This is a genomic window from Sphaerisporangium dianthi, assembly GCF_042654065.1.
Classification (GTDB): domain Bacteria; phylum Actinomycetota; class Actinomycetes; order Streptosporangiales; family Streptosporangiaceae; genus Sphaerisporangium; species Sphaerisporangium dianthi.
This window is the reverse complement of the sequence record NZ_JBHSFP010000020.1, coordinates 71,026-85,866: the sequence shown is the minus strand read 5'-3', so window position 1 is coordinate 85,866 and position 14,841 is coordinate 71,026. Positions and strand designations below refer to the sequence as shown.

At 70.3% G+C, this 14,841-nt stretch carries 13 protein-coding genes; 11 read left to right on the top strand and 2 right to left on the bottom strand.

The window, feature by feature from the left end:
• Positions 1-25: 25 nt before the first annotated feature.
• From ACFO60_RS25655 to ACFO60_RS25645, 3 genes are all read left to right on the top strand, one after another.
• A complete protein-coding gene (locus ACFO60_RS25655) occupies positions 26-424 on the top strand; it encodes a DUF3224 domain-containing protein (protein ID WP_380844318.1) in 399 nt (132 codons plus the stop codon).
• 160 nt (positions 425-584) lie between these two features.
• The gene (locus tag ACFO60_RS25650) at positions 585-1,682 is read left to right on the top strand and encodes a flavin-containing monooxygenase (RefSeq protein WP_380844316.1); all 1,098 of its coding nucleotides are present in this window, start codon (positions 585-587) and stop codon (positions 1,680-1,682) included.
• A gap of 6 nt (positions 1,683-1,688) precedes the next feature.
• Entirely contained in the window at positions 1,689-2,231 is a 543-nt protein-coding gene (locus ACFO60_RS25645; RefSeq protein ID WP_417765086.1) for a DUF1697 domain-containing protein, read from the top strand.
• Positions 2,232-2,361: 130 nt separating this feature from the next.
• Here the strand turns inward: ACFO60_RS25645 and ACFO60_RS25640 are convergent, their stop codons facing one another.
• A complete protein-coding gene (locus ACFO60_RS25640; RefSeq protein ID WP_380844314.1) occupies positions 2,362-3,777 on the bottom strand; it encodes a class I adenylate-forming enzyme family protein in 1,416 nt (471 codons plus the stop codon).
• Between the two features lie 207 nt (positions 3,778-3,984).
• On the opposite strand from ACFO60_RS25640, the gene ACFO60_RS25635 reads away from it, so the two are divergent.
• The 8 genes from ACFO60_RS25635 (at position 3,985) to ACFO60_RS25600 (ending at position 13,940) form a co-directional block, all read left to right on the top strand.
• Positions 3,985-5,490, top strand: coding sequence for an MFS transporter (locus tag ACFO60_RS25635; RefSeq protein ID WP_380844312.1), 1,506 nt, complete (start codon positions 3,985-3,987; stop codon positions 5,488-5,490).
• A gap of 165 nt (positions 5,491-5,655) precedes the next feature.
• Positions 5,656-6,864, top strand: a complete 1,209-nt coding sequence (locus tag ACFO60_RS25630; RefSeq protein ID WP_380844310.1) for a cytochrome P450 — start codon at positions 5,656-5,658, stop codon at positions 6,862-6,864.
• A gap of 6 nt (positions 6,865-6,870) precedes the next feature.
• Positions 6,871-8,247: an acyl-CoA carboxylase subunit beta gene (locus ACFO60_RS25625; RefSeq protein WP_380844308.1), complete on the top strand. Its 1,377-nt coding sequence runs from the start codon at positions 6,871-6,873 to the stop codon at positions 8,245-8,247.
• Positions 8,248-8,327: 80 nt separating this feature from the next.
• Positions 8,328-9,245: a DUF6039 family protein gene (locus ACFO60_RS25620; protein ID WP_380844306.1), complete on the top strand. Its 918-nt coding sequence runs from the start codon at positions 8,328-8,330 to the stop codon at positions 9,243-9,245.
• Positions 9,242-11,014, top strand: a complete 1,773-nt coding sequence (locus ACFO60_RS25615; protein WP_380844304.1) for an amino acid adenylation domain-containing protein — start codon at positions 9,242-9,244, stop codon at positions 11,012-11,014. Before ACFO60_RS25620 ends, ACFO60_RS25615 begins: the two co-directional genes overlap by 4 nt.
• A gap of 11 nt (positions 11,015-11,025) precedes the next feature.
• On the top strand, positions 11,026-11,973 hold the full coding sequence (locus ACFO60_RS25610; RefSeq protein WP_380844302.1) for a chlorinating enzyme: 948 nt from the start codon (positions 11,026-11,028) through the stop codon (positions 11,971-11,973).
• 5 nt (positions 11,974-11,978) lie between these two features.
• Positions 11,979-13,190: an alpha/beta fold hydrolase gene (locus tag ACFO60_RS25605; RefSeq protein ID WP_380844300.1), complete on the top strand. Its 1,212-nt coding sequence runs from the start codon at positions 11,979-11,981 to the stop codon at positions 13,188-13,190.
• Between the two features lie 72 nt (positions 13,191-13,262).
• Positions 13,263-13,940, top strand: coding sequence for a Crp/Fnr family transcriptional regulator (locus tag ACFO60_RS25600; protein ID WP_380844298.1), 678 nt, complete (start codon positions 13,263-13,265; stop codon positions 13,938-13,940).
• Positions 13,941-14,021: 81 nt separating this feature from the next.
• On the opposite strand, the gene ACFO60_RS25595 is transcribed toward ACFO60_RS25600, so the two are convergent.
• Entirely contained in the window at positions 14,022-14,738 is a 717-nt protein-coding gene (locus tag ACFO60_RS25595) for a PIG-L deacetylase family protein (RefSeq protein WP_380844296.1), read from the bottom strand.
• Positions 14,739-14,841: the final 103 nt, after the last annotated feature.

Below are 14,841 nucleotides of genomic sequence, written 5' to 3'. Positions count from 1 at the left end.
TGCGGAACCGACGGAAGGAGAGACAATGACCGAGAGCAAGGGTACTTACCAGATCACCGGATGGGACGAGAAGCCCTACTCCGAAGAGAAGGGGCATTCCACGCTCGCCAAGGCCCGCGTCACCAACACCTTCGAAGGTGACATCAAGGGCGAGGGCGTCGCCGAGTACCTCCTCGTCTACCCCCAGGGCGAGGGCGACGCCAGCTTCGTCGGCCTCCAGGAGGTCAACGGCACCGTCAACGGCCGCAAGGGCTCATTCGTGCTGGACATCAAGGGCACGTTCGCGAACGGCCAGGCCAAGGGCGACTGGACGGTGGTCGACGACTCCGGCAAGGGGGAACTGGAGGGCCTCAAGGGCAAGGGAGGCTTCGTCTCCACCTCGGGCGGCGCGGTCGAGCTGCACCTCGGCTGGACCATCCTCTGACCTTAGGTCCCTCATGCGCGAACGCGGGTACGCGGGGCGAAGCGCCCCGCGTACCCGCATGTCGGGGGTCGGTCCTCCCAGTTGCTCAGTGTTGAGCAGACCTCTCCGGCGTCACGGCGTGACGATGGGCTTCACGACCGTACGAAGGGAATCCTTGACCATGGCTGAGCGCACAGAGGTGATCGTCGTCGGTGGCGGACAGAGCGGACTCGTCGCCGGCTACTTCCTGAAGAAGGCCGGCATCCCCTTCCTCATCCTCGACGAGGAGCACCGCACCGGCGAGGCCTGGCGCCGGCGCTGGGACTCCCTGGAACTGTTCACGATCGCCGAGTACTGCGAGCTGCCCGGCAGGCGCTTCCCCGGCAGCAAGAACCACTTCCCGGGCAAGGACGAGATGGCGGACTACCTCCAGGACTACGCCCGCGAGTTCGACCTGCCCGTCCGGCTCGACACCAAGGTCACCTCGCTGGAGCGGACCGACGACGGCGGATACCGGCTGGAGACCTCGAAGGGCCCATATGAGGCGCCCCAGGTCATCATCGCCACCGGCGCCTACCGGCTGCCCCGGGTGCCGGAGATGGCGGCCGGGCTCAGCGACGACGTCCACCAGGTCCACACCGGCGAATACCACAACCCGTCGGAGGTCCCCGGCAAGACCGTCGTCGTGGTCGGCGCCGCCAACTCCGGCGCGCAGATCGCCCCCGAGCTGACCCGCACGCACCGCGTGCTGCTGTCCCAGGGTTCCCACCTGCCCGCCTTCGGCAAGAAGTTCCTCGGCAAGGGCCTGCACTGGTGGGGCGACAAGTTCGGGCTCATCTCCAAGCCGCTCGACGGCGAGCGCGACCGGCTGCACAAGAAGACCATCCTGGTCGGGCCGAGCCTGAAGAAGATCTCCCGCAAGTACGGGGTCGAGCTCGTGGGCCGCACGGTCGGCTGCGAGGGCCGCACCGTCCGCTTCGAGGACGGGCGCTCGATCGAGACCGACGCCGTCGTCTGGGCCACCGGGTTCCGGTACGACTACTCGTGGGTGCACGCCTCCGTCCTCGACGAGAACGGCACGCCCGTGCAGGAGCGGGGCGTCACCGCGGCGCCGGGCCTCTACATCCTCGGCATGCAGTGCCAGTACTCCTACGGTTCGGCCCTGGTCTGGTGGGTAAAGGACGACGCGTCCTACCTGGTCGATCGGATCGAGGAGTTCCGCCGGCGCGGCCCGGCACGGCACGCCGCGGCGGCGGGGGCCCCCGTCCGGGAGGGGTGAGCCCTTATGTCCACGTCCCGGCAAGTGGCGCTGTTGCGCGGCATCAACGTCGGCAAGAACAAACAGGTCCCCATGGCCGCCCTCCGTGAGCTGGTCGAATCGCTCGGCTTCGAGGACGTCAAGACCCATCTGCGCAGCGGCAACGTCGTCTACACCGCGAGCGCGACCCCGGCCGCCGCGGCCAAGAAGATCGAGGCGGCTCTGGGCAAGGACATGGGCGTCAAGGCCGCGGTCATCGCCAGAAGCCACGACGACCTGGCCGCCATCGTGAAGTCCGACCCGCTGGGCGACGTCGCGGGGAACCCCTCGCTCTACCTGGTCACGTTCCTCTCGGAGAAGCCCAAGACCAAGCCCCTGAAGGACCTGGACCCCGGCGAGTTCACCCCCGAGGTCTTCAAGCACGACGGCCGCGAGATCTACACCTGGTCCCCCGACGGAGTCCGCAACGCCAAGCTCACCTACCAGTACTGGGAGAAACTCCTCGGCGTGACCGCCACCGCCCGCAACTGGCGCACCGTCACCAAACTCCTCGACATGACCTCCACCTGACCCGGCCCCGCTCGGTCCCGAGCGCCGGGGCCCGCTCGGTCTCGATCCGGCCCCGCTCGGTCTCCTGAGCGGGGCCGCCGGTGTCCTGGGCCGAAGGCCCCGCGCTACCCGTTCGCCGGCCGCCCGCGGCTCAGCCGCCCGTCAGCCGCCGGCGGAGTTCTTGTTTGAGGGTCTTGCCTATCGGGCCGCGGGGGAGGGAGTCGACCACGGTGATCCTGGCCGGTCGTTCGCGTTCGTCGAGGCGGTCGGCCGCGGCGCCGTGCAGTTCCTTCTCCGGGACGGGGGAGCGCAGGACCACGGCGGCGGTCACCCCGTCCGGCCCGGCGAACGCCGCCGCCTCCGCCACCCCCGGATGCCACAGCAGCGCGTGCTCGACCCGCAGGGAGGAGACCGGGCCGCCGTCCGGGCCGGTGATGACGTCCGCCGCGCGGTCGAAGAAGTGCAGGCGCCCCTCCTCGTCCACGTGGCCGAGGTCGCCCATGCGCGTCCAGCCGTCCTGGAAGACGCGCGCCGACGCCTCGGGGTCGCCGAAGTACCACCGCGGGGGCGCCTCCGAGCGCAGGCGGATCTCGCCCACCTCGCCGGCCGGGAGGGGCTCCCCGTCCGGTCCGGTGATGAGCAGGCCGGTGCCGGCGCTCGGGCTGCCCAGATGCTCCTCCAGCGGCTCCGACGGGTCGACCGGGCGGCTGACGAAGGCGGGAGCCGACTCCGTCGAGCCGTAGCCGAGGACGATCCTGGTCCCCGGCAGGACCTCCAGCAGCCTGCTCACCGTGGCCATCGGCACCGGAGCCGAGCCGAGCATGAGCACCTTCAGGCCGGTCAGGTCGTGGCGTTCGTGCAGTCCCAGGGCGATCATGCGCGTGGCGGTGGAGGGCGCGACGATGGCCATCGAGACCCCCAGCTTCTCGATCATGCGGGCGACGGTCTCGGGGTCCTGGCGGCTCAGCACGTGCACGGTCGTGGGCGCCGTCATGGCCGTCATGATCGCGCTGTGCCCGGCGTTGGTGCCGATGGGCACGGCCGCCAGCACGCCGTCGACGCCGGTGAACAGCCGCCCGCGCCCTTCGTGGCCGAAGGTCAGGTTGCCGTGGCTCACGGCCACGGGCTTGGAGCCGCCCGTCGTGCCGGAGGTGTGGATGATCTCGGCGAGGTCGTCGTCGGGGCGGGACGCGCCGCGGGTGTCCACGGTGCCCAGGCCGCTGAGGGACGCCGCCCAGCCGGCGAAGGAGGGTGGTGTGACGGCGTCCCCGTGCAGCAGCCCGTCCACCTCGCACCGCGCGAGGCGGGCGCGCAGCTCGGCGTCGCCGAGGTGGGGGGACAGGCCGACGACCGTGCCGCCCGCCATGCGCACCGCGAGGCCCGCGACGGCGTGGCCGATCCAGTCGGCGTCGTCGTGGACGAGCGCGACACGGGCCGCCGGCAGGTGCTCGGCGGCGGCCTCGGACGCGCGTGTCCATTGGCCGGCCGTCAGCGAGCGGTCCCCGTCCACGGTGAGCGCCACCAGGTCGTCGTCCCGGTCTCTGACCAGTTCAGGCAGGGTCGTCATGTCGCCGATGCTAAGAATCGGATGCCGCTTCCGGATGCTCACTGTTGAGCAGACTCCGACGCGCCGAGGCCGTTAGCTGGACGTTGTGTAGCCCTGCGAAAGCGGGGCAGACGAGCACGACGAGTACGCGAACCATTACGAAAGACGGCTCGACAAGGCAGAGGTCCGAAATCGTTGAGGAGGCGATGGCCGGTGAGCCAATCCGATATGAGTACCGGTAAAGGCGCGGCGCCACAAGAGGTGTCCTCCCGCGTCCAGCTCATCGCGACGATCGGCGCGATCCTGGCGCTCGCCCTCGCGTCCATCGACGTGTCGGTCGTAGGCGCCGCCATGCCGCGCATCGCCGACGAACTGAACGGCCTCGGGCTGTACGCGTGGGTGGGAGTCTCCTACGCCGTCGCCGCGGCCGTCGTCGTCCCGATCGCCGGCAAGTTCGGTGACATGTTCGGCCGCAAGCCGGTCCTGCTGGTGGGGCTCGCGGGCTTCATGGTGGCCTCCTGGCTCTGCGGCGCCGCCCAGACGATGCCGCAGCTCGTCGGCTTCCGCGGCCTGGCGGGCCTGTTCGGCGGCATCCTGATGGCCAACATCTTCACGCTGCTGGCCGACATCTACACCCCCGAGCGCCGCACCCAGATGCAGGGCGTGTTCTTCGGCGTCGCCGGTCTGAGCATGGTGATCGGGCCGCCCATCGGCGGGCTCATCACCGACGCCTGGAGCTGGCGGTGGGTCTTCTACGTCAACGTGCCCCTCGGCCTGCTGGCCATCGTCGCGGTGGCCGTCGGCGTGCCGTTCGTGCGCACCGGCGCGAGCTGGCGTGACATCGACTTCGCCGGCGTCGTCACGCTGGTGGCCGGCGTGGTGCCGATCCTGATCGGCCTCACCCTCACCGGCGACGGTCACGCCTGGACCTCACCTGAGGTGCTGTCGCTGATCGTCGGCGGCGCGCTGCTCCTGGTGGTGTTCTTCCTGGTGGAGACGCGCCGTGCGGCGAACCCGCTCGTGCCGTTCCCGCTGTTCCGCACCAACCAGTTCGCGGTCATGGTCGTGGTGGCGTTCTTCTCCGCGTTCGCCATGATGGGCGTCACGTTCTACGTGCCCCTGCTCTACCAGGGCGTGCTCGGCGTCTCCGCGGCGCACTCCGGCACCCTGCTCATCCCGATGACGCTCGGCCTGATGCTGATCGGCCCGGTGGCGGGCAAGGCGATGACGGCGCTGCCGCACTACCGCTTCCTGGCGGTCTTCGCCATGGCGGCCATCGTCGCGGGCCTGGTGATGCTGTCCACGGTCGGCCCCCACACCGGCCAGGTGATCCCCATCGTCGCGATGGTCCTCATCGGCGTGGGCATCGGCGTGGCCTTCCCGATGGCGACGGCGGTCGTGCAGAGCGCGATCCCGATGAGCCAGATGGGCGTGGGAACCAGCCAGATCCAGTTCTGGCGGATGTTCGCCGGGCCGGTGTCGCTGGCGATCCTGGGCTCCATCCTGACCTCGCAGATCGGGCTGAAGGGCCAGACGGGCGTCCTCGGCGGCGGCGGTGTATCGCCGGAGCGGCTGGCCGACGCGCTGCACGACCTGTTCCTGACCTCCGCGTGCGCGGTGGCCATCGGACTGGTGGCCACCCTGTTCCTCAAGGAGGTCCCGCTGCGCGACATGTCGATGGCCAAGAAGCAGGCCGGCAAGGGCGGTGCCAAGGGCAAGACGGTCACCGCCTGACCTGGGCGAAACAGTGGCGGGACGACGGCTGTCGTCCCGCCGCTCTCGTGTGCGGCGGCTTCGCGCGCGTCCGGTCCGCCTGCGGGGCGGCGCCCGGCGCGCGCTGTTCGCCGTCGTGCTCAGTGTTGAGCAGACCGGCCGCCGCGCCCGGCCGAAGCTGGTGCCATGGACGCTGCCGACAACGACACCGTGAGGTTCCCCGACACCTATCCCGTGGCCAGAACGTGCCCTCTCGATCCGCCCACCGAGTACCGGCTGCTGCGTGCCGAGCGTCCCATCACCCGCATCAGGCTGGAATTCGACGACAGCGTGGTGTGGCTGGTGACGCGGTACGCGGACGCGCGGGAGATCCTGGGCGATCCCCGGTTCAGCTCCGACTTCGCGACCCCCGGGTTCCCCGCGCGCCTGACCGCGCAGCCTCCGGGGCCGGGGACGTTCATCCGGATGGACCCCCCCGACCATTCACGGCTGCGCCGCCTGCTGCTGCCCGAGCTCACCCGCCGGCGCGTCGAGGCGATGCGCCCGGCGATCCAGCGGATCACCGACACCCTGGTCGGCGACATGGCCGCCCGCACCCCGCCGGTCGACCTGGTGCGAGGGCTCGCCCTGCCGCTGCCGTCCATGGTGATCACCGAGCTGCTCGGCGTGCCCTATGAGGACCGCGAGTACTTCCACGACACCACCAAGGTCATCGGTGACCAGAGCGTCGACCCCAAGCGGCGCATCCAGGTGCGCAACGACCTCAAGGAGTACCTGGACAAGCTCGTGGCGATCAAGGAGGCCGAGCCGGCCGACGACCTGCTGAGCCGCATCGGCGCCCGCCGGGAGGAGGCGGGGGTGAGCCGCGAGGAGGTCGTGGGCATCGCGACCCTGCTCATGGTCGCCGGTTACGAGACCATCGCCAACCAGATCGGCGCCGGGACCGTCGCCCTGCTGGAGAACCCCGACCGGCTCGCGGAACTGCGCGCGGACCCCGGCAAGCTGCCCGACGCCGTCGAGGAGATCATCCGCCACCAGACGGTCATCGACTACGGCCTGCGCCGCGCCGCCACCGAGGACGTCGAGGTGGGCGGCCAGTTGATCAAGGCGGGCGAGGGGGTCGTGGTGGTGGTGGCCTCGGCCAACCGCGACGAGGCGGTCTTCGAGTGCCCCGACCGGCTCGACTTCGACCGGGAGCGGCACGACCACTTCTCCTTCGGCTACGGGATCCACCAGTGCATGGGCCAGATCCTCGCGCGCATCCAGCTGGAGGTGGCGTGGTCGACGCTGTTCGACCGCATCCCCGGCCTGCGGCTCGCCGTGCCCGTGGAGCAGGTGCCCTTCCGCTTCGACATGTTCGTGTACGGCGTGCACGAACTGCCTGTGACCTGGTGATCGGCTGTGGACGATCGCGATCCCACCGCCCGGCTGCGCGCGCTGTTCGACGGCGGGCACGCCGACCCGCTGCCCGGTGACGACGCCTGCGGCGTCACGGGCGCGCGAGGCCTCATCGACGGCTGTCCGGCCGTCGCCTTCGCCACCGACCCCGCCCGCATGGGCGGCGCCATGGGCCCCGACGGCTGCGCCCGCATCGTCGAGGCGATCGATCTCGCGGTGAAGGAGAAGATCCCGGTCGTCGGGATGTGGCACTCCGGCGGCGCGCGCCTCGGTGACGGGGTCGCCGCGCTGCACGGGGTCGGGCAGGTGTTCGCGGCCATGGTGCGCGCCTCCGGCGTGGTGCCGCAGATATCCCTGGTGCTCGGCCCGGCCGCCGGGGGCGCCGCCTACGGGCCGGCGCTCACCGACATCGTGGTCATGAGCGAAGGCGGGCGGATCTTCGTGACCGGCCCCGACGTGGTCCGCAAGGTCACCGGCGAGGACGTCGACATGGAGAGCCTCGGCGGGCCGAGGACGCACAGCCGGCGCAGCGGTGTGGCGCACGTCATCGCCCCCGACGACGGTCAGGCGGTCGCCGTGACCCGGCGGATCACCGCGCTGCTCGGCAGGCCCGGCACGTTCGAGCTGGGCCGCGCCACCGGCGAGGTGGACCTCGGGGCGCTGCTGCCGAAGAGGGCCAGGCGCGCCTACGACGTCAAGCCGCTGGTGGACGGCCTGACCGACGCCCCGGGCGTCGAGCTGCATCCCCATTGGGCGCCGAACATGGTCACCACCCTCGCCCGCCTGGCGACCCGGACGGTCGGCGTGCTCGCCAACAACCCGCTGCGCAAGGGCGGCTGCCTCGACGCCGCCAGCGCGGAGAAGGCCGCCCGCTTCGTGCGCATGTGCGACTCGCTGGGCGTTCCCCTCGTCGTCGTGGTGGACGTGCCCGGCTACCTGCCCGGCGTCCAGCAGGAATGGGACGGCGTGGTGCGGCGCGGCGCCAAGCTGCTGCACGCCTTCGCCGAGGCCGTGGTGCCCCGCGTCACCCTGGTGACCCGCAAGTCCTACGGCGGCGCCTACGTCGCCATGAACTCCCGGGCGCTCGGCGCGTCGGCGGTCTTCGCGTGGCCCTCCGCCGAGGTCGCCGTCATGGGCGCCGGCGCCGCGGTGGACATCCTGCATCGCAAGAAGCTGCGGTCGGCGGCGGAGCCGCAGCGCGAAGAGCTGCGCCGCCGGCTCATCACCGAGCACGAGCGCGAGTCCGGCGGCGTCGCCAAGGCCGTCGAGATCGGCGTGGTCGACGCGGTGATCGACCCGAAGGAGACGCGCGCCCGGATCGCCGGCGCGCTCATGGACGCCCTGCCCTCGCGCGGGCACCACACCAACATCCCCTTGTGAGGCCCTGCTCAGTATTGAGCAGGCGGTCTCCCCGGGCCTGGTTAGCGTGAAGTACAGCCGAGAAAAGACGGAGTTCAGCGATGACACATCCGAAACTGGTCATACCACCCGCCGAGCAGCAGACCTCGATCCCCGCCGCGGATCTGCTGAACTCCGGGAACGCAGGAGTGATCGTCGAGCGGACGGCGCAGCTGAAGAACGGATTCCACGCCGAGGGGCGCAAGTTCGCCCGCATGATGGCCGAGTTCGTCACCGCCAAGCAGGTGGGCGTCGCGAGCGCGTACGTCTACGAGGAGACCTTCGGCACCAAGGACAGGCTGCACTGGCTCATCCACCTCAGCTCCCTCGACGCCTACGAGGCCATGGTCCACATGGGCACCTCCGACGAGGAGTACCGGGGCAACGTGGCCAAGGCGCAGGCCGAGGACGACCGCGGCTGGGACAAGATGTTCGTCGACGGGAGCATGCAGGAGACCGTGCTGATGCCGCAGTTCTGGGGCATGTACGGCACCAAGGTCGACGGCGAGCGTGAGCGGCGGACCGCGCAGTACACCCAGGAGGGCCCGATCACCGGGCTGCCCGGCGCCCGCGAGCAGGTGCCGCTGCCGGCCGAGCAGATCCTGCACTCGGGCAACTGCGGCCTGCTGCTGCACCGCACCGCCCAGATCGACTACAACTTCAGGTCCGAGGGCCGCACGTTCGCCCGCGAGGCCGCCGAGTCGATCAACGAGAACCTGCCGGGCGAGGCGACGGTCTTCGTCTACGAGGAGGCGTTCGGCGCCGCCGACCGCATCCACTGGTTCATCCACCTGAAGTCGCTGGCCACCTATTACAAGGTGCTCTCGCTGCACGTGAAGGACGAGCGCGTCCGCGACCTGTACTTCCAGGAGCGGATCGCCCCCGAGCGGGGCGGCGGCACCTGGGCCAGGATGTTCGTCCCCGGCACCATGGTCGACCTCGCCCTCACCCCGCACCACTGGGGGATGTACGCGACATGACCGGCAGATGCCTGCACCAGATCTTCGCCGAGCGCGCCAGGTCGCAGCCCGGCAGGATCGCCGTCTCCGCCCCCGGCGTCGAGATCTCCTACGGAGAGCTCGACGCCCGCGCGAACCGGCTCGCGCCGCGGCTGCGCGCGATGGGAGTGGGCCCGGGGGTCCTGGTGGGACTGTGCGCCGACCGTGGCGTCGAGATGATCGTCGGGCTGCTCGGCATTCTGAAGGCCGGGGGAGCCTATGTCCCCATCGACCCCGCCTATCCGGCCAAGCGCATCGAGTACCTGCTCGAGGACAGCGGCGTCGCGACGGTCGTCGCGGAGTCGCGGGTCGCCGGGGCCCTCGGCGACCACAAGGCCGCGATCGTGTGGATCGACCGTGACGACCCGGCCCTCGGGGAGGACCCGGGCACGCCGGAGGTGACCGACAGCGACCTCGCGTACGTCATCTACACCTCGGGATCGACCGGCGCGCCCAAGGGCGTGCTGGTCGAGCACCGCAACGCCGTGCGCCTGTTCGAGCGGACCGAGCCGTGGTTCGAGTTCGACGAGAACGACGTCGTCACGATGTTCCACTCGGTCAGCTTCGACTTCTCCGTCTGGGAGATCTGGAGCGCGCTGCTGTACGGCGGCCGGCTGGTCATCGTGCCCGCGCCGACCGCGCGGTCCCCCGAGGCGTTCCGCGAGCTGCTGCTCGCCGAGGGCGTCACCGTGCTCAGCCAGACCCCGTCGGCGTTCCGCCACCTCGCCGCGGCCGACGCCCGCAGGCGCGAGCCGTCCCCGTTCCGCCTGCGCCGTGTCGTCTTCGGCGGCGAGCGGCTGGACGTCGAGGTGCTGAGGCCCTGGGTGGCGCGCTACGGCGACGAGAAGCCCGAGCTCGTGAACATGTACGGGATCACCGAGACCACCGTCCACGTGACCTACCGGCGCGTCTTCGAGCGGGACCTGGACCACCCCGAGGTCAGCCCGATCGGCGTGCCGATCCCCGACCTCGGCCTCCACCTGCTCGACGCCGGCCGCCGCCCCGTGCCCGACGGCGTCGCCGCGGAGCTGTACGTCTCCGGCGCGGGCCTGGCCCGGGGCTACCTCGACCGTCCCCGGCTCACCGCCGAGCGTTTCGTCGTCACCGGGGACGGCACCCGGCTCTACCGCACGGGCGACCTGGCGGTGCGGCTGCCCGGCGGCGAACTCGCCTACGTCGGGCGCGCGGACGACCAGATCAAGGTACGCGGCTTCCGGGTCGAGCCGCGGGAGATCGAGCTGTGCCTGCTCGGGGATCCGGGGATCGCCGGCGCGGTGGTCGCCGTCCGCGACTACGGCGAGGGCGACGTGCGCCTGCTGGCGTTCGTGGTGCCCGCCCCGGGCACGGAGCCGGACGCCGGCCTGACTCGCCGGCTCACCGCGCGGGCGGCGGAGGAGCTCCCCGTCCATGCGCGTCCGTCCAACTACCACATCGTTGCGGAGATACCCATGACCGTGCAGGGAAAGGCGGACCGTGGCGCCCTGGTCGACCAGGTGACGCGGCCCGCCGCCGATTCCGCCCCGTCCGTCCCGCCCATCCAGGTCGTGCGGCGCATCGTCGCGAGCGTGCTGGACCGCGACGACGTCCCGCCGGGGGCCGACCTGTTCGACTACGGCGCGACCTCGCTGGCGCTGACCCGCATCATCGCCCAGGTGAACGAGCACTACGGGCTCGCGCTCACCGGCGGCGAACTGGAGGAGGCGTCGGTGGAGAGCCTGGCCTCGTGCGTCGGGGAACGACTGAACGCCTAGAAAGGATCATCATGCAGGAGACCCGGACACAGGGCGGATTCGCCATGAGCCAGGAAGAGCTGGCGACCTTCCACAACCAGGGCTACTTCGGCCCGTTCAAGGTGTACGAGATCGACGAGATGCGGGCGGCGTGGCGGCGCGAGCGGCTGCGGCTGATGGACCGCGGCAACGCCGTCTACCAGGAGGAGGCCGCGTCCTCCGGCAACACCAACATCTCCAACTACGACCGGCACCTGGACTCCTCGTTCCTGGCCGACCACATCAGCCGCCCGCAGATCGTCGACAGGGTCAGGAGCGTGCTCGGCCCCGACCTGCTGTGCTGGCGCACCGAGTTCTTCCCCAAGTACCCCGGCGACGAGGGCACCGACTGGCACCAGGCCGACACCTTCGCCAACGCCTCGGGGCAGCCCCAGATCGTCTGGCCGGAGGCGGAGGAGTTCGGCGGCACCATCACCGTCTGGACGGCCTTCACCGAGGCCAACGAGGAGACCGGCTGCCTGCAGTTCATCCCGGGCACGCACCAGACGATGTTCTACGACGAGACCAAGAAGATGCACTACGACCCGGACAAGATCAACGCCGAGGAGAAGGACGGCGTCCGGCGCGGCTTCTTCGGCTACGACTACCGCGAGCTGCAGGTCGACCCCGACTGGAAGCCCGACGAGTCCGAGGCCGTCTCGATGGTCATGCGCCCCGGCGAGGCCATCCTGTTCTGGTCCACGCTCATGCACGCCTCGCTGCCGCACTCGGGCAAGACCGACGAGATGCGCCTCGGCTTCGCCTCCCGGTACGTGCCGACCAAGGTGCAGGTCTACCCCGGCACAGACGAGATCGAGGAGTACGGCGGCAGGGTCAGCCTCGACCGCTACGGTGCCGTCCTGGTCGCCGGCCACAACGACAACCCGCACAACCGCATGGCGACGGCCACGACGACCGGACACCCCTTCGTGACGCGGTGATACCCGTGACCTCCGAGACGACGGAACTGAGACGCCTGGCGCAAGCCGTGCTGTCCGCGCGCCCGCTCGCGGACGTCCTCGAACCTCCGGTGCGCGTGGCCGGTCCGGCGGAGCTGTCCTCCCTGCTCGGCCGGATGACCGGACGGCTGGGCGCACCGGAGCTCCGCCCGGTCGGCGACCCCGGCGACCCCGGCGAGCTCGGGGTGTTCGAACGGGTGATCAGCGAGCACCTCGCCCTCGGGCGGCCCGGGCTGGATCCGGACGTGCCGCCCGAGACCGTCGACCGCACGGTGGACGACGTCGCCGCGAACGGCTTCGAGGGGTTCTGCGCCCGAGAACAGGTGGCCGCCCCCGGCGGCGGCCCCGCGCTGACCGCCTACGCGGCGGGCCGCCGCGAGGACCCCGCGGTGGTCGTCGTCATGCCCTGCGGCATGCCGGCCCGGCTGGCCGAGGAGTGGATGCGCTTCCTGGCCGTCGACCACTTCGTGCTCACCTGGGAGACCCGGGGGCTGTTCGGCGACGTCGGCGACGTCACCGCCGCCGGCCCGCCGCCCGCGGAGATCGGCGCGCAGGCCGGTGACCTGCTGGCCGTCATGGACCACTTCGGGGTGGGCCAGGCCCACCTGATGTGCCTGTGCGGCGGCGCGGTCATCGGGCTGGCCGCCGCGCACCAGGACGTGGCGGAGGGCAGGGACGCGAGCTCCTCCAGGGTGGGGTCCTTGAGCCTGTGGCACGGGGACTTCGCCGGGATCCCGGCCGCGGAGAAGACCTCCCACCAGCAGAACCTGGTGGCGCTCATGGAGATGGGCGCCGCGGGGCCCGACCGGGCCGCCGCGATCCACCCCGTCCTGTGCCAGACCATGCTGTCGGAGGTCCCGCCGGACCTGGCGCACCTGGTGGTGTACCCGTACGCCACCCCCGAGCTGCTGTACCGGTACTGCCGGGTGAACGGCACGATCATGACGACGGACGTGACGCCGTGGCTTTCGGGGATCGGCCGGCCGGTGCTGGTGGTCACCAGTACCGACGACCGGACCGCGCACCCCGACGGCTCGAAAACGGTGGCGCAGGCGTTGCCCGATGCAATCTTGCATGTACGCCCGCACGGTGATCATATTTCCCTGTTCAAGGGCGGCGCGGATTTGATGCCCCTGCTAGGAGACTTTATCGACTCCCTCCCCGACCTCTGCCGCACGAGCGGTCCCACATTTCTTTGACCATTCCCGTTTTTTCTGAGATGTACGGGTAAGGGTTCGTGTACGCCAATGAACCCGGTCAAAGGTACCAGCATGACTTCTGTAGAGGCTGCCCAGTTCAAGGACGAGCTCAGAGAGTTAGCCGCAGGCGATTCGCTCGGCGCCTCTTCGATCAGATATGCGAAAAGAGCGCATATCTACAACTGTGGTGAACAGGACCAGAACATCTACCTCGTCGAAAGCGGCCAGGTCAAGACGCAGACTTACGCCCGGTGTGGCAAGGAGTGCCTTTTATCGATCTACACCTCGGGTGACATCTTCGGCGAGTCCGCGTTGCTCGGAGCCGAGCGCAGCGAGACGGCGACGGTGATGCGCACCTCGTGGGTCAGGAAGATCCCGGCGCACGGGTTCCGCGCGGCCATGGCCGACCGCAGGCTGCTCAACGGCTTCATCGACCACCTCGCCGAGCGTCTCACCGAGCAGCAGCAGGTCATCACGACGATGGTGACGATGGACAGCGAGCAGCGCCTCGCCGCCGTCCTGCTCCGGCTGTCCAGGAAACTCGGGAAGCAGCGCTCCGGCCACATGCTGGCCATCGAGGAGCGCATCACCCAGGAGGAGCTGTCGGGCATGGTGGGCACCACCCGCTCGCGCGTGGGCTTCTTCCTCAAAAGGTTCAAGGACGCCGGCCTGGTGCTTCCGTCGGAGGCCTTCCTGCTCGTCAACGAGAAGCGGCTGGCCGACTTCGTCAACGGCGTCCCCTGGTTCTGACAGCGGTCCCGCACATACGAAAGCGCCCCGCGGTCTCAAAGACCGCGGGGCGCTTCTCCGCAGGTGGACAGGCCCCTTTGATCAGAAGCGGAGGAGTTCGAACGGGATCGCCGGACGGCCACCGAACCGCTCACCCGTGCTGCGCACGAACCCTTCCAGCGGCCCGCGCGCCGCTCCGGGCGGGAGCCCGAGCCCGGACAGATAGGCGGCGTGGGCCTCGACGGAGGCCACGGCGACGTCCAGCGAGTCGGTCACGTCCACCGCGTGCGTCGGCTGGGTCGACCCCGCGACGGCCGCGTACTTGACCCCGCCCCACGGCTCGTCCTCGATGTCGGGGAAGATCCACCGGTTGCCCGCGTCCAGGACCGCGTCCAGCGCGGCGCGGCCGGTGTTGCGGTGGTCCGGCGAGTTCCACTTCCCCGTGTAGGTGAAGTCGTGGTGGGTGAAGGTGACCAGCAGTTCGGGGCGGTGCCGCCGGATCGCCGCCACGAGGTCGCGCCGCAGCCCCAGGGAGTGCTCGATGGTCCCGTCGGCGTAGTCGAGGAACTCCACCGACTCGACCCCGCAGATGGCGGCGCTCTCGCGCTGCTCCTCCTCGCGCACCTTGACGGCCTCCGCGGGGGCCATTCCGTCGATGCCGGCCTCCCCTCTGGTGAGGAGGAGATAGGTGACGCGCTTGCCGCTCGCGGTCCATGCCGCGATGGCGGCGGCGCAGCCGAACTCCATGTCGTCGGGATGCGCCACAATGGCCAGCGCACTTGTCCAATCATCGGGAACAGGTTGCAGATTCTCGGTCATGAAGGTTCCCCTGACCACCTGGAACCTCAGCAAACCTGGCGCTATCGCGCGAACCGCGTCACTTGTTCATCCGATATATCGTTGCCGCGAGCCTGACGTCTCA

What these genes read in the sequence shown, in the direction of transcription:
- ACFO60_RS25655 (WP_380844318.1), top strand. Translation starts at nt 26, where the DNA reads ATGACCGAGAGCAAGGGTACTTACCAGATCACCGGATGGGACGAGAAG.
- ACFO60_RS25650 (WP_380844316.1), top strand. Translation starts at nt 585, where the DNA reads ATGGCTGAGCGCACAGAGGTGATCGTCGTCGGTGGCGGACAGAGCGGA.
- ACFO60_RS25645 (WP_417765086.1), top strand. Translation starts at nt 1,689, where the DNA reads ATGTCCACGTCCCGGCAAGTGGCGCTGTTGCGCGGCATCAACGTCGGC.
- ACFO60_RS25640 (WP_380844314.1), bottom strand. Translation starts at nt 3,777, where the DNA reads ATGACGACCCTGCCTGAACTGGTCAGAGACCGGGACGACGACCTGGTG.
- ACFO60_RS25635 (WP_380844312.1), top strand. Translation starts at nt 3,985, where the DNA reads ATGAGTACCGGTAAAGGCGCGGCGCCACAAGAGGTGTCCTCCCGCGTC.
- ACFO60_RS25630 (WP_380844310.1), top strand. Translation starts at nt 5,656, where the DNA reads ATGGACGCTGCCGACAACGACACCGTGAGGTTCCCCGACACCTATCCC.
- ACFO60_RS25620 (WP_380844306.1), top strand. Translation starts at nt 8,328, where the DNA reads ATGACACATCCGAAACTGGTCATACCACCCGCCGAGCAGCAGACCTCG.
- ACFO60_RS25615 (WP_380844304.1), top strand. Translation starts at nt 9,242, where the DNA reads ATGACCGGCAGATGCCTGCACCAGATCTTCGCCGAGCGCGCCAGGTCG.
- ACFO60_RS25610 (WP_380844302.1), top strand. Translation starts at nt 11,026, where the DNA reads ATGCAGGAGACCCGGACACAGGGCGGATTCGCCATGAGCCAGGAAGAG.
- ACFO60_RS25600 (WP_380844298.1), top strand. Translation starts at nt 13,263, where the DNA reads ATGACTTCTGTAGAGGCTGCCCAGTTCAAGGACGAGCTCAGAGAGTTA.
- ACFO60_RS25595 (WP_380844296.1), bottom strand. Translation starts at nt 14,738, where the DNA reads ATGACCGAGAATCTGCAACCTGTTCCCGATGATTGGACAAGTGCGCTG.